This window comes from Polaribacter sp. 2305UL8-11, from assembly GCF_058147165.1.
This window is the reverse complement of the sequence record NZ_JBYVJW010000001.1, coordinates 258,994-278,732: the sequence shown is the minus strand read 5'-3', so window position 1 is coordinate 278,732 and position 19,739 is coordinate 258,994. Positions and strand designations below refer to the sequence as shown.

17 protein-coding genes are annotated in these 19,739 nt (G+C 28.6%); 9 read left to right on the top strand and 8 right to left on the bottom strand.

The genetic code is table 11. The features are described 5' to 3' along the window. Window positions 1-2,790: a CHAT domain-containing protein gene (locus ACY2RW_RS01330; protein WP_490120883.1), complete on the top strand. Its 2,790-nt coding sequence runs from the start codon at window positions 1-3 to the stop codon at window positions 2,788-2,790. A gap of 5 nt (window positions 2,791-2,795) precedes the next feature. On the opposite strand, the gene ACY2RW_RS01325 is transcribed toward ACY2RW_RS01330, so the two are convergent. Continuing rightward, on the bottom strand, window positions 2,796-3,365 hold the full coding sequence (locus tag ACY2RW_RS01325) for a DUF3109 family protein (protein WP_490120882.1): 570 nt from the start codon (window positions 3,363-3,365) through the stop codon (window positions 2,796-2,798). Between the two features lie 84 nt (window positions 3,366-3,449). Here ACY2RW_RS01325 and ACY2RW_RS01320 point away from each other — a divergent pair, with 84 nt between their 5' ends. From ACY2RW_RS01320 to ACY2RW_RS01310, 3 genes are all read left to right on the top strand, one after another. After that, a complete protein-coding gene (locus ACY2RW_RS01320) occupies window positions 3,450-4,034 on the top strand; it encodes a MarC family protein (RefSeq protein ID WP_490120881.1) in 585 nt (194 codons plus the stop codon). 1 nt (window position 4,035) lies between these two features. Further along, the gene (locus ACY2RW_RS01315; RefSeq protein ID WP_490120880.1) at window positions 4,036-4,641 is read left to right on the top strand and encodes an NAD(P)/FAD-dependent oxidoreductase; all 606 of its coding nucleotides are present in this window, start codon (window positions 4,036-4,038) and stop codon (window positions 4,639-4,641) included. A gap of 139 nt (window positions 4,642-4,780) precedes the next feature. After that, complete coding sequence (locus ACY2RW_RS01310) at window positions 4,781-5,512, top strand: energy transducer TonB (protein ID WP_490120879.1); 732 nt, start codon at window positions 4,781-4,783, stop codon at window positions 5,510-5,512. A gap of 38 nt (window positions 5,513-5,550) precedes the next feature. Here the strand turns inward: ACY2RW_RS01310 and ACY2RW_RS01305 are convergent, their stop codons facing one another. Together ACY2RW_RS01305 and aspS are read right to left on the bottom strand one after the other, a co-directional pair. Continuing rightward, on the bottom strand, window positions 5,551-9,219 hold the full coding sequence (locus ACY2RW_RS01305; protein WP_490120878.1) for an N-6 DNA methylase: 3,669 nt from the start codon (window positions 9,217-9,219) through the stop codon (window positions 5,551-5,553). A gap of 114 nt (window positions 9,220-9,333) precedes the next feature. Beyond that, window positions 9,334-11,088 carry an aspartate--tRNA ligase gene (aspS, locus tag ACY2RW_RS01300; protein WP_490120956.1) on the bottom strand — a complete coding sequence of 585 codons (1,755 nt, stop codon included), beginning with the start codon at window positions 11,086-11,088 and terminating at the stop codon, window positions 9,334-9,336. Window positions 11,089-11,223: 135 nt separating this feature from the next. Between aspS and ACY2RW_RS01295 the strand changes: the two genes are divergently transcribed. Both ACY2RW_RS01295 and rsmI read left to right on the top strand, forming a co-directional pair. Further along, window positions 11,224-11,583 (top strand): cupin domain-containing protein, encoded by a 360-nt coding sequence (locus ACY2RW_RS01295; protein ID WP_490120877.1) that lies wholly within the window; start codon window positions 11,224-11,226, stop codon window positions 11,581-11,583. 33 nt (window positions 11,584-11,616) lie between these two features. Continuing rightward, window positions 11,617-12,288 carry a 16S rRNA (cytidine(1402)-2'-O)-methyltransferase gene (rsmI, locus tag ACY2RW_RS01290; protein WP_490120876.1) on the top strand — a complete coding sequence of 224 codons (672 nt, stop codon included), beginning with the start codon at window positions 11,617-11,619 and terminating at the stop codon, window positions 12,286-12,288. 103 nt (window positions 12,289-12,391) lie between these two features. Here rsmI and ACY2RW_RS01285 read toward each other — a convergent pair whose 3' ends face one another. Continuing rightward, on the bottom strand, window positions 12,392-12,595 hold the full coding sequence (locus tag ACY2RW_RS01285) for a hypothetical protein (RefSeq protein ID WP_490120875.1): 204 nt from the start codon (window positions 12,593-12,595) through the stop codon (window positions 12,392-12,394). 351 nt (window positions 12,596-12,946) lie between these two features. On the opposite strand from ACY2RW_RS01285, the gene ACY2RW_RS01280 reads away from it, so the two are divergent. After that, window positions 12,947-13,288: a HopJ type III effector protein gene (locus ACY2RW_RS01280; RefSeq protein ID WP_490120874.1), complete on the top strand. Its 342-nt coding sequence runs from the start codon at window positions 12,947-12,949 to the stop codon at window positions 13,286-13,288. A 7-nt stretch (window positions 13,289-13,295) separates the two neighbouring features. Here ACY2RW_RS01280 and ACY2RW_RS01275 read toward each other — a convergent pair whose 3' ends face one another. Then, window positions 13,296-14,627 carry a TlpA family protein disulfide reductase gene (locus ACY2RW_RS01275; RefSeq protein ID WP_490120873.1) on the bottom strand — a complete coding sequence of 444 codons (1,332 nt, stop codon included), beginning with the start codon at window positions 14,625-14,627 and terminating at the stop codon, window positions 13,296-13,298. Between the two features lie 37 nt (window positions 14,628-14,664). Between ACY2RW_RS01275 and ACY2RW_RS01270 the strand changes: the two genes are divergently transcribed. Beyond that, window positions 14,665-15,243 carry a uracil-DNA glycosylase family protein gene (locus ACY2RW_RS01270; protein WP_490120872.1) on the top strand — a complete coding sequence of 193 codons (579 nt, stop codon included), beginning with the start codon at window positions 14,665-14,667 and terminating at the stop codon, window positions 15,241-15,243. Here the strand turns inward: ACY2RW_RS01270 and ACY2RW_RS01265 are convergent. From ACY2RW_RS01265 to ACY2RW_RS01255, 3 genes are all read right to left on the bottom strand, one after another. Then, window positions 15,240-16,208: a hypothetical protein gene (locus ACY2RW_RS01265; protein ID WP_490120871.1), complete on the bottom strand. Its 969-nt coding sequence runs from the start codon at window positions 16,206-16,208 to the stop codon at window positions 15,240-15,242. The two genes, ACY2RW_RS01270 and ACY2RW_RS01265, sit on opposite strands and share 4 nt — an antisense overlap. A gap of 211 nt (window positions 16,209-16,419) precedes the next feature. Further along, window positions 16,420-17,010 carry a carboxymuconolactone decarboxylase family protein gene (locus tag ACY2RW_RS01260; protein ID WP_490120870.1) on the bottom strand — a complete coding sequence of 197 codons (591 nt, stop codon included), beginning with the start codon at window positions 17,008-17,010 and terminating at the stop codon, window positions 16,420-16,422. Window positions 17,011-17,016: 6 nt separating this feature from the next. Continuing rightward, window positions 17,017-19,194, bottom strand: a complete 2,178-nt coding sequence (locus tag ACY2RW_RS01255; protein WP_490120869.1) for an Ig-like domain-containing protein — start codon at window positions 19,192-19,194, stop codon at window positions 17,017-17,019. Window positions 19,195-19,276: 82 nt separating this feature from the next. On the opposite strand from ACY2RW_RS01255, the gene ACY2RW_RS01250 reads away from it, so the two are divergent. Further along, window positions 19,277-19,702 (top strand): OsmC family protein, encoded by a 426-nt coding sequence (locus ACY2RW_RS01250; protein ID WP_490120868.1) that lies wholly within the window; start codon window positions 19,277-19,279, stop codon window positions 19,700-19,702. The last annotated feature ends 37 nt before the right edge of the window (window positions 19,703-19,739 follow it).

Sequence of the window (19,739 nt, the reverse complement as noted above, 5' to 3'; positions counted from 1 at the left end):
ATGAACTTAAAATCAAAAATACTTTTCTGTTTTCTATTCATTCATTTAGTGTTCAATTCTATCTCATTGTCATTTGCTCAGTCAGAAAAATCAAATAACATCATTAAACAATTAGAAAATCTCTATCATTTAAAAAAAATAGATAGCGTTATTTCTTTATCTGAGAAAACATTAGAGTATTTACAAGCAAAAAACGCCAAAGATAGTTTGCTTTTTGCTAAACTATATCTATATAAATATAGAGCTTTACATAAAAAAAAGAAGAATATTAAAAATTTATCTTCATTAAATAAAGGAATAGCATACTGTCCAAATACACAAACTGGAGATAGTCTAAAAGCTGCACTATATAACACAAAAGCATATTTAGAAAGTGAACTAGGAGCTGTTATGAAAAGCTATAAAAGCATTTTAAAATCGCTTAAATTATTAGAAAAACTACCCAATCCAAACCCTGGTGGATTAATGGGAGCTTATCTTTTATTATCTACAGAAAACGCTTATTATGGTAATTTTGAAAAAGCCAGACATTATATACGTTTAGCAGAGGATGTTTACGCAAAAAATAAAATCGAAATCGATAAAAACACTTGGAAACTTAATGGAAATAACCACAGAATGGGGGTTATTTTAAAGTACAGAAAAATATACATGCTTTGGAATTTATCTAAAAAATCTAATGATAGTTTATCGATGATAAATACAATGAATGATTTAGAGAAAATGCATCAAAAACCAGATTTTCATAAAGAAGAACGTATTTATTATAGCACAGCATTAAATCATGTTGGAGATTGGTTTGTTTCTTACAAACACGATTCTTTAACAACAAAAAAAGACATACAATTAGGTTTAAAATATTTATTGAAATCTCATAATTTAGTCCAAAACAAAAAATACCCAGGTACACTTTGGGCTATTAAATACAACATTGCAAAAGCCTATACAAAAGGTAATTTATTAGAAAAAGCCGATAGCACTATGACCAATTTGTTTCATGGTATTTCTAAAACAGATGGTAGGCTCCCTTTTTTTTATGCCCAAAAAGCGTTGATAAAAGCAAAGAAAAACCAAAAGGATAGTGCTTTATTCTATTTTGATAAATCGATTCAAAAAATTCATCAAGGAAAAGATACTTTACATACCAATTATCGTAATTTTAAACCCAGCAAAAGCTACAACCATTCACAGTTGTTGCTAAGAATAAATGAAGAGCTGCATAATTATTATCCTAAAGATACTATTGTTCAAAAACAAATAGGTAAGCTTTATTATTTGGCATTACAGCAATTTGAAAATAGTTATCTAAACATCAATTTTAACAAAAAACAAAACCAACAACTTCGTAAAATTATTAAAGGCATTTTAAATTCGAGAAAAACGGGTTATATAGATCGTTCTTTTCCACAAAAAACAATTTTAAATAAGTTCGAAATTTTTAAAAATCAATTGGCTTGGAAAAAATTTTACGAAAGTCGTTATACCAATATATTACCAAAATTAGATTCTGTTAAAGCACGAAATATAACTTTGGCTGCTCTTTTAAGTAAAGCAAAAATTACAAACAACGTATCAAAAAAAGACTCTATTCAAAGACTTATTCAAATACACGAATCTTATAAGAAAAAACAATTTCCTCAATTAGAATTACTAAGTAATTTTGAATTTTCTATAGAAAAACTACAAAAAGAGTTGACTTATAAAGATGAAATTTTAAAGTACATTTTATTAGAAGATGAAATTGCTATTTATCAAATTTCTAAAACTAGTTTTAAAACTCATTTAATTCCATGGTCTTATAAAGAAAAACAAAAATTAAGTGAATTTATCTACAAAACAGAAAAAAGAAAAGCCAATTCTAATATAGGAACTGAATTAGGAAACCTTTTAATACCAGAATTAAATCCGAAAACAACACATTTAATTATAAATCCAGATGGAGTTTTATTTAAACTTCCTTTTGAAATTTTACAGGTCAAAGGAAAATTTGCCACAGAACTTTATGATTTTAGCTACACCTCTAATTTAGGATTTGTAAACTACAAACCTAATAAATATAAAGCGTCAGAAAATATTCATATTTATTCACCTCGTTATTCTAATATAATAAATGAGTCTAATGTAAGAAATAAACCATCTTTACTAAAAGGCGCAAGTAATGAGGCTAAAAGTATTAGCAAACTATTTCCTTCTAAGCTTTTTAATGACGAAAGTTTAACAAAATCAGAATTTATTAAAACTGCTACGAAAGGTAAAATTTTACATTTGGCAATGCACGCAGAAGTAAATAAAGATTACCCAGAACTGAGTCGCTTATTATTTAGCACTAACTTAGAAAACGAAGAAGATCATTTGTATTTAGAAGAATTATATGGGTTAAGTTTGCATGCAGAATTAGCTATTTTAAGTGCTTGTAATACTGGAACTGGTAAAGAAAAAAATGGTAGTTTAGAATCTTTTCAAAGAGCTTTTACGTTTGCTGGAGTTCCTGCAACAGTGGTTAGTTTGTGGCAAGTTCCAGATGCTTCTACAGAAGAAATTATGGTTCTTTTTTATAAAAACCTAAAAGCAGGACAAACAAAATCAGCAGCTTTAAAAAATGCTAAACTAACTTTTAGAAACAAAAATATTGATAATAAACTTTCTGCACCCTATTTCTGGGCTGGTTTTGTAGTTTATGGAAGTAATACACCAGTAGTTACTAGTAATACTTCTGTATATTTATATGTGTTAGCAGCTACAGTCTTTCTCATTTTTTTAGGTTGGTTTTTTAAAAGAAAAAAAGCCTAAAAAAATCAACCCAAGTGCTTTTCTGCCACTTTTTCTAGCTCTACATACCAATCTTCTCCAAACTTTCTAATTAACGCTTGTTTTACAAACTTGTAAATAGGTACTTGTAATTCTTTTCCAAGAGAACAAGCATCATCACAAATTTCCCATTTATGATAATTTACAGCAGCAAACTCTCTATAATCTTTTACTCTTACTGGATATAAATGACAAGAAACTGGTTTTTTCCAATCTATTGCTCCAGAATTATAAGCTTCTTCTATACCACAAAGAGCTGTGTTTTTTTCGTCAAAAATTACGTAAGCACAATCTTTTCCGTTAATTAAAGGTGTTTCCAATTCGTCCCACTCACTTGTTACCCAAGTGCCTTCTTTTTCTATAACTTCAATTCCTTCTTTGCGTAAAAAAGGTTTTACCTTCGGATAAATTTCTTCTAATATTTTTGTTTCTTCTTTGTCTAATGGTGCACCAGCCTCACCATCTACACAGCAAGCACCTTTACAAGCAGACAAATTGCAAACAAAATCTTTTTCGATTATATCTTCTGATACAATGGTTTTTCCTAGTTGAAACATATCGCAAAAATAAGCGAATATTTTTCATTTTTTTTCTGTTTTCATAAAATTAGTTAACTAATTTTGCAAAAAATTAAATGTACTATGAATTTTATTTTTAAAGAAATTTTTACTGCTTTTATGGTGTTATTTGCAGTAATAGATATTATTGGAAACATCCCTATTATTATAGATTTAAGAAAAAAAGCAGGTCATATACAATCTGGAAAAGCATCTATAATTGCTGGTTTTATTATGATTCTTTTTCTTTTTTTAGGACAAAGTTTGTTAAGTTTAATTGGTATAGATGTAAATTCTTTTGCTGTTGCTGGTTCTTTTATTTTGTTTTTTATTGCTTTAGAAATGATTCTTGGCATTACACTTTATAAAGACGATGGAGATATAAATGCAATTACTGCTTCTGTTTTTCCATTAGCTTTTCCTTTAATTGCAGGTCCTGGAAGTTTAACAACTTTACTTTCTTTACGAGCAGAGTTTCATATAGAAAATATTATAATAGCTGTTATTTTAAATGTAATTTTTCTTTACATTGTTTTAAAAACATCTTCTAAAATAGAACGTATTTTAGGACCTAATGGAATACAAATTATTAGAAAAGTTTTTGGTGTTATACTATTAGCAATTTCTGTAAAGTTATTTGCTACAAATATCAAAGAGCTATTTGTTTAATATGAATTTCGATTGTCTAATTATTGGTGGTGGCGTTTCTGGTATGCAGTGTGCCTTAGTTTTAGGTTCTGCTTTAATCAAACCTTTTGCCTCAAATAAAAAGGTTGGAGTAATTATGCATCAAAGAACCTCTCATTTACAAAATGCATTATTTAATAATGTATTGGGTTTATCGCCAAAAACACTTGGCAAAGATATTTTAACTGATGGAAAAAAACAGTTGACATCTTTATATCCTGAAGTACATCAAATAGAAAATGAAAAAGTACTTTCTGTAACTAATGGTACAAACGGTTTTAAAGTTGTTACCAATAAAAATGAATACTTTTCTAAAATTGTAATTCTAGCATTAAATTATTCGAAGCCTTTTACTATAAGAGGCTTGGAAGATTTTTTAGAGCCACATCAAAAAGCCAATCCTGATAAAGATAGAGTTCAGCTTAAAAATAACAATTATCTTATAAAAGAAGGGTTGTATTGTTGTGGAACCATTGCTGGTTTGCGAAGTCAATTTGCTATTGCTGCTGGCAGTGGAGCAAGTGTAGCAACAGATATACTAACACTTTGGAACAATAATAACCATACCAAAGTGCATGATAAAGTATGATGAAAATCATATTTTAATTCTCATTTACTTACTACTTTTATATCAAGAAATAAACTTGATGAGAGCCCTTATTTCTCTTCATTTTATTTTATGACTATCTATTGATAGCCAATTTTTATGAACTTAAAAGGGTTAGAAGATGGAAACTAAAAAATATCCGAGATTACAGTTAGAAAATTACAGTAAAATTTTTATGCAAATAGGGTTGGCACTCTCTTTGTTTGTTATATATATGTTAATAGAACATAAAACTTTTGAAAAAAATGATTTAAAAGGTTTAGGACAAGTTAATATGACAGATGATATGAAAGAAGATATTCCTATTATTCAAATTGAAGAAATAAAACCACCTCCACAAAAAACGCCTCCTCCTATTGTAGAAAAAATAAAGGTAGTAGAAGACGATTTAAAGGTTGAAGAAACATTAATAGAATCTACAGAAACCGATGAAAATGAAGGTGTAGTAGTAGATACTAATGATATTGTTGAAATTGAAGAGGTAGAAGAAGTCGTAGAAGATATTCCTTTTATTTTAATAGAAAACGTTCCTGTATATCCAGGATGTACAGGAGATAACAACAAATTAAAGGCATGTTTTACAAAAAAAGTTACCGAATTTTTTGGTAAAAAATTTGATATTGGCTTGGCTGAAAAGTTAGGTTTAAATCCTGGTAAAAAAAGATTATATGTTGTTTTTACTATTAATAATAAAGGAAAAGTGGTAAATGTTAAAACAAGAGGACCTCACCCAGTTTTAGAAAAAGAAGTAAGCAATATTATTAGTGCTTTGCCAAAAATGACACCTGGTAAACAAAGAGGAATGGCTGTTGGTGTAAGTTATAGCATACCTATTACTTTTGAGGTTAGATAACTATTAACAAAAAATCCCGCCAAAAGCGGGATTTTTTGTTATAAATATTTTTTTAAAATAGCTTCTTTTTGTTTTGGAATAGCTGTAATTTCTTTTTCTAAAACAGCAATTTTACTTTCTATTTTTTCTATTTCTGAAACTATTTTTTCTTGTTCTTTTATTGTTGGGAGTGATAATTTAATTCCTTGTATTTTACCAATTGAAGCTCTTTTAGTTCTCGAAAACTCTTGTTTAAAACCTTCTTTTCTTAAAAAATAAGTTATAAAACGTTCATTTACTTTGGTGTTATCTTTTATTCTTAAAACACCACAATGATCTGTTGGGTAAAAAGGTACATTTTCTTTTATATAATTTACCATCCAATCTCCATCAATACCCCAAAGAATTGATGGTTTAGAAAAATCTTTTATCAGATATTTATTTACATACCCAAAAGGTTCAAATACATTGGCACTAAAAACTTGTACTTCTCCTTCTTCTAAAATTTCTCTTTTTAACAATCTTTTTCCAATAGAAACTTCAAAAATATCTGAATTGCTTAATCTTAAAATCTCATTATTATCTGGTAAAGAGTTTTCAAACAAATAAATTATTTCACTTTTTAAAGTTTCAATTTTTTGAATACTAAAATTTTCTATTCCTTCTAAATCTTCTATTTCAGAAACTATTTTTTCTTGAATTTCTTTTGGTGGTAGTGGAATTTTTAAATTTCTTAAGATAGTTAAAGAAACAAACTTTCGATTACTTCCTTTGCTCTCATAATCGACTTGACTTTTAACGATATGAAATTTTAAAACTTCTTTTAAATATGTATTATTTAATCGACCTGTTTTATCAAACTTAAATAATGCAACATTCTTTATTGCAAATTTATCATCTGTTGTAACTATTGTAGGAAAGCCAATTGTCCCAATCATAGCATATAAAATGTCTCCTTTTTCAACAAGAGACCGTCTATTTATATCATCAAAATCTTTTTTAGAAATCTTATTTACATTAGAAAAATCAATAGATCCATTAATTAAATTCTTTGAAGTAATAAGAGGAAATCCTTCTGTAACATATTGTGGACTTTCATGTGTTCCATCACGTACATCACAAATATCCCCCAGTTTTAAAAGCTTCCATTTACTTTTGACTTTTTTTTTAACAGAAAGCGAAATACTTTTATCAAAATCTGCTCTATCGAAAGTTAATAAATCATTTAAGTTTTGATAAGAAATATTTTTTTGTAAGCTTTCTGGTATTTCTAAATTAAAGTTGTTTTCTGTAAATGCTTTTTTAATATAATAATTTGCTTTTTCTGGGTTGTCTTTATTTGCAAATAAACGTGTGCAATCGTCTATACTTTTACCTCTTTGTATGGGGTGCATGCCTTCAGAACCTCTTCTATTAGAAAACTCATAACCTAAAAATTGTTTTTCCTCTTTTTTATTGCCTGTTTTTACTAAAACTACTTTTTGGTTAAAACCTAGTATAAAATAAAAGCATTTTTCTTTTTCTAATTGTAAAATTTTATTGCTTTTATCGGTTTCGTTTTTACTTTTTATTTTCTTTTGGTATTCTTTATAAATAACGTGTTGTTTTATAGCCTCGTTTGGCTCATTTTTTAAAAGCGTTTTATAATCTTCAAAAGAAATATTTTCCCAAGTATGGTTTATATATTTTGTAATTGGAGTTTCTACACTGTTTACAGTAACATCTTTAGCATTTAAAAAAGCTGTATTTACTTTCTCTTTAATATCTGTAGCAAAAGAAGTTTTTCTTCGTTTTAAAAATAATACTACTGTATTTGTACCTGTTGCCATGAACGTACCAGAACCTAACTCTGTAATAGCTACAATATTAAAATCTTTTAAAATAATTTCTCTAGCTTTTGCATAAATACCTGAATTACTTAAAATAGAGCTTGGCAACACTAAACTTGCAAGACCTCCTTCTTTTAAAAGTTGTTTAGTACGTTCTATAAACAAACATTCTATTTCTGAGCTTCTATCAGTTAAGTATTTGTACAGTTCAAAATCATTCTCAGCATTGGTGTTTTTTAAATCTGCTTTAAAAGAAGACACAGAATAAGGTGGATTTGAAATTACAAAAGAAAATTTTCCATTATCTGGTTTATTTTCTTTTTGTTTTAATAAACCTCTGTAGTTTTTTGATGTTGCAAAATTGTCTAAACCATCTCCGTGAATTATTTGTGCTAAACCATCTCCATAAAAATAACAACCAACTTTGGCTACTTTTACCAATCTGTAATCTTTATCTACACCATAAACATATTTAGATGCCCAATTGTATTTGTCTTCAACCCAAGTTTTAACTTTTTTTACAACTTCTGGATAAAAATCTTTTGTTTCTAAACTATCTATAACTGTTTGATATTCTTCTAACATTTCTGTTATAAAATGCCCACTACCAACTGCGTAATCAATTACTGCTGGTAATTCTGCTATGGGATTGTCTAATGCTTTTTTTATTTCTTTTTCAACTGGTAAAGATTTTATAATAAACTTTGTAATGGGTGGAGGTGTAAAATATTGCCCAACTTCTTGTTTTAAACCTGTGGTTAACAAACGCTCAAAAAAATCGCTTAAATGTTGTTGTCTTCTTGGATATCTTATTTGATATTTATGTAAAAGCTCTACAACTTCTTTTAAAACTCTTTGATTATCATCAAAAGATTCATTGTCTATAACTTCTTTAATTGCAAAGACGTTGTTAAACATTAACCATTTTTTCTTTTGAGCTGCTATTTTTTCTGGTGGAAAAAACTGAAAATCATCATCATTAATTCCTGCAACTTCTTTTTCTAAAAAGGCTTTCATACCTTCTTTATAAAGGTTTATCAATCTAATCTGAAAATCAACAGCTGTATCGGTTTTTTCTCTCCATTGAAAATCTAATTCATCATTAGGTCTTTTCTTCTCATCATAAATTTTTGCTAAAAATAAATTGAAAATTTTATTAAACGCGTTCGGTTTATCAGAAACGGAATGTTTTCTTAGAATGGATAAAAATTCGTGAAAAATAAAACCACTGTCTTCTTGATTTAATGGTTTTAGTTCATTTTTTGTTAATAATTTATTTTGAAAGTGATAAGGTTCTACCCAGTTTTCAAAAATTCCATTTTGGTGGGTAACTTTATTCCACCTAACAAAAACATCTTCAACATTACCAGCAGTTCTATAATTATCTTCAATTTTTATAATCTCATTTTTAAAAATAATTTTAGCTTCTAATAAAGTTGATGTGTATAAAACTAAATATTCTGCATTTGTATCGTTTTGAAAATAAGCAAAAAGCTGTCCTCCTTTTTTATGAATATTTAGAAGTTCTTTCTTATACTCTTTGCCAAAGGTTTTACATTCAATCATTAAAAAAGCTTTTCTTTCTTTTTTAACTAAAATATCTAAACGTCCAGAATGTCCACGACCTGAAGGGTATACCTTTTCTAAAACAATATCTTTTGGTTTATACCCTTTTTCTAAAAGTCTATCTATACATTCTAAAACAACCCAGTCTTCTGGTTTAACAATATTTTGTATTGTTTTGTTAGAATCTCCAAAAGTTATTTTACCACCAAAATTAAATTGATTTTTCTCAAAATCTATTTCAATAGGATATTCATTATATTTTTTATAAAATATTTTCGAAGTATTTTCTTTGGGAAGAAAGCCTAATTTTTTTATAAAATTTTTGATATCCAAAACAAATTTTTTAATCCTCTAAATTACAAAAAAAGTAAACAAAAAAACGACTTTTTAATAGACTTATTAAGAAAAATACTAACAAAAAATCCCGCTTTTGGCGGGATTTTAATTTTATTCTTGAATATCTAATTTCAAGCTCAATTCTTTTAATTGTTCATCATCTATAAACGCTGGAGCATCAATCATAACATCTCTACCAGCATTGTTTTTTGGAAACGCAATAAAATCACGAATGGTTTCTTGACCTCCTAAAATGGCTACTAATCTATCCAAACCAAAAGCCAAACCTCCATGAGGTGGTGCTCCATACTCAAAAGCATCCATTAAGAAACCAAATTGTGCTTTGGCATCTTCTTCAGAAAAACCTAAATGCTTTAACATAGTTGCTTGCATTTGTTTATCATGAATTCTTATAGAACCTCCACCAATTTCATTTCCGTTTAAAACCAAATCATACGCATTTGCTTTTACAGCTCCTGGGTTGGTGTCTAACAATTCCATTTGCCCAGGTTTTGGTGATGTAAAAGGATGATGCATTGCATGATAATGCCCAGTTTCTTCATCTAATTCTAACAATGGAAAATCTATTACCCAAAGAGGTGCAAATTCATTTGGTTTACGTAAACCTAACTCTTCTGCTAAGTGCATACGTAAAGCAGACAATTGCGCTCTTACTTTATTTGTTTCTCCTGATAAAATACAAACTAAATCTCCAGGTTTTGCGCCTGTAACTTCTGCCCATTTTGCCAAATCTTCTTGGTCGTAAAATTTATCTACAGAAGATTTGAATGTTCCATCTTCGTTTACACGACAATAAATCATTCCTAAAGCACCTACTTGTGGCCTTTTTACCCATTTAATGATATTGTCTATCTCTTTTCTTGTGTATGAGTTTCCTCCAGGAACTGCAATTCCAACCACTAATTCTGCATTGTTAAAAACCCCAAAATCTTTGTGTTGTGTTACTTCATTTAATTCTGCAAATTCCATCCCAAAACGAATATCTGGTTTGTCATTTCCATACAAACGCATGGCATCATCATACAACATTCTTGGAAATTTCTCTACCTCAACATTATTTACTTCTTTTAGTAAATGACGTGTCAATCCTTCGAAAATATTTAAAATATCTTCCTGTTCTACAAACGCCATTTCACAGTCAATTTGCGTAAATTCTGGTTGTCTGTCTGCACGTAAATCTTCGTCTCTAAAACATTTTACAATCTGAAAATATTTGTCCATTCCACCAACCATCAACAATTGTTTGAATGTTTGTGGCGATTGTGGTAAGGCATAAAACTGACCTTCATTCATTCTACTTGGTACCACAAAATCTCTTGCGCCTTCTGGAGTAGATTTAATTAAATACGGAGTTTCAACTTCTATAAATTCTTGGTCAGACAAGTATTTTCTGACTTCCATCGAAACTTTATGACGAAAAATTAAACTGTCTTTTACAGGATTTCTACGAATGTCCAAGTATCTGTACTTCATTCTGATGTCTTCTCCACCATCAGTTTCATCTTCAATAGTAAAAGGTGGAGTAACAGAAGCATTCAAAATTTCTAATTTCGAAACCAAAACTTCTATATTTCCTGTTGGCATTTTACTGTTTTTCGACTCACGTTCAATGACAGTTCCTGTAACTTGTATCACAAATTCTCTACCTAAAGATTTTGCTTTTTCCATCATTTCTTTTGGTGTACGCTCTTCATCAAACATTAATTGCGTAATTCCATATCTGTCTCGCAAATCTACCCAAATCATAAATCCTTTATCACGCGATTTCTGAACCCAACCAGCTAAGGTTACTTCTGTATTGATGTGTGATGCTCTTAACTCACCACAAGAATGACTTCTGTACATATAAATTTTAAATTTATTATGCTGAACATGTTTCAGCATCTACTTTTAAAGTGCTGCAAAATTAATCAAATTAAAAGAATTATGAATAGTTTTATAAATTGAATTATAACTAGAATTTCTTCGTAAATTTGAGGTATGAGCGTAATTAATATTCAAGAAAAATTTGATTTGTTTCAAGACCATTGGTCACCTAAAAAAATTGGTGAGTTAAATGGACAACAAATTCTATTGGCAAAGATTAAAGGAGAATTTGTTTTTCATAAACACGATAATGAAGACGAACTTTTTATGGTTAAAAAAGGTGTTTTAGAAATGCATTTGCATGATGAAATCATTACCATAAATGAAGGTGAATTTTACATTGTACCAAAAGGAGTTGAGCACAAACCAGTTGCCAAAGAAGAAGTTCATATTTTGTTGTTTGAGCCACTTACTACAAAACATACAGGTGATGTAAAAGCAGATATTACTGTAGAAGAATATGAGTCTATTTAAAAAAGTAACGAAAACTTCTCACATTAAAAAATTATGAGCAAGCTATATTTAGTTCCAACTCCAATAGGTAATTTAGAAGACATGACTTTTAGAGCGATTAGAATTCTAAAAGAAGTCGATTTTATTTTAGCAGAAGACACACGTACCAGTGGAAAACTCTTAAAACATTTTGAAATTGCTACACAAATGCACAGTCATCACATGCATAATGAGCATAAGTCTGTTGAAGGAATTGTAAACAGAATTAAAAGTGGAGAAACGTGTGCTGTAATTTCTGATGCTGGAACTCCTGCAATTTCAGACCCTGGTTTTTTGCTCACAAGAGCTTGTGTAGAACATAATATAAAAGTAGATTGTTTACCAGGAGCAACTGCTTTTGTACCTGCTTTGGTAAATTCTGGTTTACCCAATGACAAATTTGTTTTTGAAGGGTTTCTTCCAGTTAAAAAAGGAAGACAAACTCGTTTTTTGTTGTTAGCAGAAGAAACAAGAACAATGATTTTTTACGAATCTCCTCATAAATTGGTAAAAACGTTAGGTCATTTTGTAGAATATTTTGGCGCAGAAAGAAGAGTTTCCGTTTCCAGAGAACTCACAAAAATGTTTGAAGAAACCATTAGAGGAACTGCCACAGAAGTATTGACTCACTACACTGCAAAACCACCAAAAGGAGAAATTGTTGTTATTGTTGAAGGGAAGAAATGATTAATGTAATAATTGATTAATTTTAAAATGTAACAATGTCTGTTCGAGCGCAGTCGAGAACTTTATAAAACCCTCCTGAACCTGAAAATAAATCGTAGCCATTTTACGTTTCATCAATTTTATTTTTCCAAAGGGTGAAAATTGAAAAGTTTGATTTAGATTTCCCTTCATATTTACCAATTGATTCTATTTTAGAATCATCTAATTTTTCAAGTTTTGAAATTCTCTTATTTTTTGCTATTACATCTATTATTTTATAAACAATTGTTACCACACCAAAAATTAAATATTTATATCTAGTCTCCATATTTTCTAATTTTATTTTGCTAAAGTATTTTCTTAAATTTTAGGACATGGGGAATTTTAAGCAATTATTATTATAACAAAGGTTCTAAATAACTTTGTTTTAAAATAGGATAGAAATAACAACTGCTTTTAGCTAAACTATTAAACGTTTATTTATTATTTAAAATTTATGGTAATATTTGGAAATGTTTTTTTAAAAAATCAAAATGTCATTTCGAAATGAGCTTTTTTGCGATTGAGAAATCTCGAAATCAAATTAGGATAATGTTTTAAGATTCCTCCTCATACTTCGTTCGGAATAACAAAAAGACTATTTTTGCGTTAATCAAGTTTCATCATTTATAAAAGGTTCATGATAATTCAAGAATTCAAAACCAAACTAAATTCAAACCCAACAACAATTACATTTGCAGAAACAATGCAAGTAATTGAAGACCTTTATAACTTTACACCAACTTCTTTTACAAACGGAAAACTTAAAAACAAAGCTGGAGAAAACTCAGGTTCTTGCAAACTATTTGCGTTTGCTAAACTGCTAAACTTAACAAAGTCAGCAACTTTATTTTGTTTTGGCGAACATTATACATCTGTTTTAGAAGATGAGAATGGAACTTCTCATCAAAATATAAGGAACTTTATGAAAACTGGTTTTGATGGTTTGGTTTTTGAAAGTGAACCTTTAAAATTGAAGTAACATTTACTTAATCTTTTAAATACTTGTCAAGCTTTTTTCTAATAATATCTGTAGAGGGTTTGCTAGTTCTTCTTTCTAAAATTCGTCCTTTTTTGTCTAGCAATATAAAAGTAGGAATGGTTGAAATTCCGAAAGATTTTATAAATTTTGAATCAAAAGAATTGTCTGCAAATAATTGAATTCCTTTTAACTCTTTTTCTTTTACCATTAACTGCCACTTTTTAAAATCTTTTTTTCTATCAACAGAAATACTCACAAAAACAACATCTTTATCTTTATAATCGTGCTCCAATTTTTTTAGAGCAGGAATTTGTGTAATACAAGGCCCACACCAAGTTGCCCAAACATCTATATATACCAATTTCCCTTTTAAATCTTTTAATTTTACCTCTTTTCCATTGCTATCTTTGTACTCAAAAGATGGAGATTTACTACCTTTTTTGGTTTTAGAAACAGCTTTAAATTGTTTTTTGGCTAAGTTTAAAAGTTTTGCATTGCTGGTGTTATTTCTAATTAAATCATAGTACAATTCTGCCTTTTCTTCATTTTTAGAAATACTGTATAAAAAACTAATAAAGACTTCATTTTGTAAACTTTGACTTTTAATTTTATAAAAAGTTGTGTTCATCTCTACATAAGAGTCAAGATTGTCTATATCTTTTTTCCATTTAGATTGCGCTAAATATCTGTAATATGGATATCTTTCATATAAATCTACATCATTAAAATCTATATTTCTAGTCATATTTAAAAAGGTATTAGAAGGTGATACTTCTCTTTCGAAATAAAAACTCTGAAAATGTTTAAAGTTATAAATTGATAGTAAAAAGCTGTAATCTAAATTTTTAGATTCGTCTTTTGTAAAAAACTCATCAAAATTTCCTTCAGATAAGTTAATTCGATGTTCTTTCATTAAATCTTGAACATTCTTTAAATAAACAGTTTCATTTTCATCATAAAAATTATCGATATTTTCCTTTCTTTTAATATTTAACCTTAATTTATTTATTAGAAAATTGTTTCTTTTAGCACCTTTTCCAGAGAATTTTAGTGTGTTTGTAAAATCATTTAAATTTGCAGTTACGACAATATTATCATCTGGAATTAAATAAATACTTGTGCTATTATTGCCTATGACTAATGTATAATAGCCTCTATTTAACTCTGTAGTTATAGAAAACTCTCCTGCATTAATTTTACTTGTAGCAGCAACTTTATTCTCAAAATTTTTAATATAAATATTCCTTGCATTGCAGTTTTCAAGATTTCCTTGAATAGTAATATTTTGTGAAAAAATACTGTTTGTAAAAAGTATAACAATAAAGACTAATTTTTTCATTTTTTTCTTTTTAACAAAGATAAAGTTATCTTGCAATATGCAAAATTTACTTTTAGAAATAAAAAAATGTACTGTATGCGAACCTCATTTAGATTTGGGAGCAAACCCAGTGGTTACAGGTCATAAAAATTCTAAAATTGTAATTATTGGACAAGCTCCAGGAACAAAAGTGCATGCATCTGGGATTCCTTGGGATGATGCCAGTGGAAAACAACTGAGAAAATGGTTAAATGTATCTAATGATGATTTTTATGATGTAAAAAAGTTTGCTATTATGCCTATGGGATTTTGTTATCCTGGAAAAGGGAAAAGTGGTGACAAACCACCAAGAAAAGAATGTGCTCCAAAATGGCACCAACAATTATTTGATAAAATGCCAAATTTAAAGTTGATTATCTTAATAGGAATGTATGCACAAAATTACTATTTAAAAGAAAAAGCAAAAAGAACATTAACAGAGACTGTAGATAATTATCCTGAGTATTTGCCTACCTATTTTACACTTCCACATCCATCACCAAGAAATCGTTTTTGGCTAACAAAAAATCCTTGGTTTGAGCAAAATGTGATTCCTGAATTGCAGATAAGGGTTGCAGAAATTATTAATAAAAATTAGCCTAGTTCTATTTGTTTTTTTAATAGATGAATTCTTTCATAAAGAGAATTAAAAAAAATTGTTCTTTCTATTTCTGCATTCCCAGATAATTGTTTAGAAAACTGTAATTGTTTTAAAAAATACTTTTCAATAGTTATACAAGTATCTTCATCAGAAATCTTAAAATAAGAAAGTGTTGTAAAAGGAATAAATAATTTTTTTTGATTTTCTGCTCTAAAAAAAACAGTGTTATTTAAGTTTAAAAGTTCGTTATTAAATAACTCATATTTTTTGTTTCCTTTTCCTCTTTTTTCAGTAACACATTGTTTTTCAACATTTTTAACTACTTTTTTTAAATCGTCACAGATTTCTAAAGCATTTGTTTTGTTTACTAATTTAATTTTAAAAAAATATAAAATCTGATTTATAGAACTGGTTAGTGTATTTTCGCTCCAAATTTCTGTTGTAGTTATACTTTCATACTCATTTTCTAATTTCTGAATTTTTTTAACTAAGATGTTTTCTTTATCAAAATATTTAAAAGGTAGTTTTTCGAACTTAAATTGATCTGCTAAAACATTTAAAAATGTATACATTTTAAATTTTCTAAACAAGCCAGAAGAATAATAAAAAGGTAAATCTTTAGCAGCAAAAATTAAATCTGAATTTTTAATTTTAGAAATTGCTTTCAATTCGTTTATAGCATAATCAAAATAATTTTTTAACTCTTCTATAGAATTTACTTGATCTGTTTTAGTTACACTTATAATTTCTTTGTTATTGTAGAATACATCAGAAATAACAAAGTTGTAATGACAAGTAAGTTTTAAGGCTTCTGATAAAGTTACTGGTGTTTTTCCTTTTACTCTTCTGTAGGCTGCATCATAACTAAGGTCAAGAACATCTGCTATTTCTTCTATAAAAGAAATATTTTTTGGAAGTTTTTGTTTGATATAATCAAATAATTTTTCTTCATTTTTTTTCATTAGTCTCCTTTTTTTCATACTTAAATTTCACAAAAACAAAAAAATAGTTTTGCAAATTTCGCAAGAGTAAAACTTATTAGTTTTACTACTTTTGATTATTAAATTTGAAAAGGTTGGGGGACCTTAAAAATTTTATTTTAAAGTCTTTTCAGTTTTCTGAAAAGACTTTTTTTATTTATCTTATAAAAATAGTCTATTATGTTTAAAAAAACTACTTATGTTTTCCAACTTCGAAACCATGTTTTCCTAGATACTGGTTTCCACTCTCAATTGCATCTTCTTCTAGGGTTGTTCCCATAGAATCGTTCCATCTGTTTAAATAACCAAAAAGAGAAATCACACCTAACATTTCTACAATTTCTCCTTCATCCCAATATTTATATAACTCTTCTTTAATTTTTTCATCTACTGCATTAGGTACCATAGAAGCAGCTAAAGAGAAGTCTAAAGCTGCTCTTTCTGCATCAGAAAAAGCCTTATGTGTTTTATATTCCCAGATATTATCTAATTGCTCTTGTTCTGCTCCATAACGTTCTGCTGCTCTAATTGCATGTGCTTGGCAATACCTACATCCTGTTGCATTACTAGAAACCCAGGCAATCATTCTTTTTAGGGCAGATGTTACTCTGCCTTCATTTGCCATAACTGCTTTGTTTAAGTTTATAAAAGCTTTTGATATTGCTGGTCTACGCTGCATTGTTAAAACAGAATTTGGACAAAACCCCAAGGTTTCATTAAAAAACTCTGCTAATTTTTTGGTTTCTAAATCGTGTTCTGCTTCTAAAGGTGTTACTAATGCCATATTTTTTTATTTTCTTATTAAACTAAAATTTCCTGTTTTTTCTATATTTCTGTTGTTTTTGTCTGTTAAAATAGCTTTAAACCAATAGGTATTGGAAGGTAAATTTTTTCCTTGAAATTTTCCATCCCAACCCATATCATTTGGTTTTACTTTATAAAGCATAATTCCAAATCTATTGTAAATATAAATATCTGAATTAATATAAGAATTACTATTAAAACCACTAATTTTCCAAAAGTCATTTTTTCCATCTCCATTTGGAGTAAAGTATTTTGGATAGGCTAAAATAGAAAATTCGTACTTTTCTATACCACAACCATTTTTATCTTTGATAAATAAAGTATGTACACCTACTGGAATTTTATCAAAAAAACCTTCCTCTTTATAAACACCAAACTCATTATCTAAAGCATATTCATATTTACCTATTCCAAGATTATTATTTATTACTCTAATTGAGTTATTAATAGAGTCATCAATAATTACAACATCATTATTTGTTAGAGTTGCTTTGCCAGATTCTAATACTACCACTGTTTTTTCTAAAGATTCACAACCTGCTAAAGAAAATGCTTTAACTGTATAAATGCCTTTTTTATCCGTTTTTAAAGAAGCTGTTTCATCTGTAAGATTCGCACCATCTTTTGTCCAAACATATCTGTAATTTCCTAAAGCATTTTTGGTTTTTAAAGTAACTGTTCCTAAATTATCGCAAAGAAAATAACTGTCAGATTCTAAATCAAATTCTGGTGTTGTATTGTCTACAATTGCTCTTATTTTTGTTCTCTCTTTAGATATGCAATTGGCATTATTTGCCTCAACATAATATTCTTTTGTACTATTTAAATTTTGAGTACGATATGCATCACCTATAAATAGAGGAGTTGTACTTGTTAAAGAATCATACCAATACACACTTCCTTGAGAGGCTGTTGCAGTTAAAATTGCACTTCCAGAACATATTAAATCTTCTGTAAAATTTGTTATTGTTGGTTTTTTTGTCACATTAACTTCTACAGCTATTCTTTTATTTGTTAAACAACCTCCAACAGAAACTGTTGCATAATATTTTGCATTGTTTGTTAAAACTGGAGTTGTAAAACTATTACCAGAAGCTAAAAGTTTACCACTTATTTGATCATCATACCATAAAATAGTTCCTTCATTTGAAGTCGCAGAAATAGTTGCAGTACCAGATTCACAAATTGTAGCAGCAGTTGTAGTTATTATTTGTGGTATGTAAATACTTGTACTTGCTGCAATATTTAATACTGGGTCTCCAGGAGCACCATATTCTACTATATATCCTTTTGGAACATATAAATTAGTACCCCCTTCATTGGGTAAATCATTCCAAGCTCCTTGCATACCAATTGAAGGGTCTGTAATATGGGCATAATCTTCTCCTACAGGATTATTTCCTTTAAAATCGTTGGGTTCTCCATTATTCCAAAAAGCAAAATTAGGTGTTGTACCACTAACTTGTCCTCTCCAAAAAACAGTCCCAGCTTCTGGTCCAGTAACCCATTTCCATTCTCCTTCTTTTTCTTGATCGCTGGCTCCAATCCAACCTGCACCAGTTGCTTGTTTTCCAGCAAAATCAGCTTCATCTTTGCTTATTAATGTGGCTAAATATCCTTTTCTACCATAAAAAGTTTTATTTTCTGCAGCAATTTTTGCAGCTGTCCAAGTAATTCTTGGTGCAGAAACAAACTCATAAAAATGATCTGTAGAGGGTAAATAATTTGTGTTATCTATAGTAAGCGAAAAGGTTTTTTCAGGTATTATATTTATGGTGTTTGTTTTAAAAACTACATCTTTTACAGCATTTTCTAAATCTGTTAAAAGCATTTCAGAACCAGTGATTGAAGAAGTTAATGTCAATTTTCCTTCAGAATTATTCCATTGAGAACGTATATTTGGGTGATTTCCTGTAAGCTCTAATACATCAAAATTTACTTGATAACCAGAAGAAATTTGGATAAAAAAAGAACCAATTGTAGTATCATTTATATCTGTAATTGAAAAATCTGTAACTATATTTATAGGTTTTTCAGGACAAAAAGCCTGTTTACCTGCTGCTGTAACTATTGGTGCAGTGTCTACTTGCGCACAAAAGCTATAATGAAACAAAATAAATGAAATTGAAAAAAAAATATTTTTAAGCAGAATAGATTTATTCATTTAAATAACTTACTTATTTGTGTTTTCTTATTTTTGTAATAGGGTACAAGTTAAGGTATCAATTTTAAAAAAAATATAAATTATGGTTAAAAATATAGTTACAACTACTTGGTCAGAAAAATCGCAGTTTGAAACCGACAATCCTAGTGGACATAAATTGATAATGTTTGATAAGTCTCAAGATAATGGAGACGTTGTTGGTTTTGCACCAAAAGCACTAATGCTATCTTCTTTGGCAGGTTGTTCTGGTTTAGATGTTGTTTCTCTTTTAGAAAAAATGCGTGCAGAAGTTGCCGATTTTAAAATTGAAGTAACTGCAGAACTAACAGATGAACACCCAAAATTTTACAATAAAGTAAAAGTAGATTATCATTTTACAGATAGCGAATTACAGCCAGAAAAAATTCAAAAAGCAGTGAATTTATCTGTGACTAAATATTGTGGAGTTATGGAAATGTTTAGACAATTTGCAGAAGTAGAAACAGAAATTTTCTTGCACGAATTATAAAATTCAAGCTGCTTTTTTGTACCTTCCTTAAAAATAA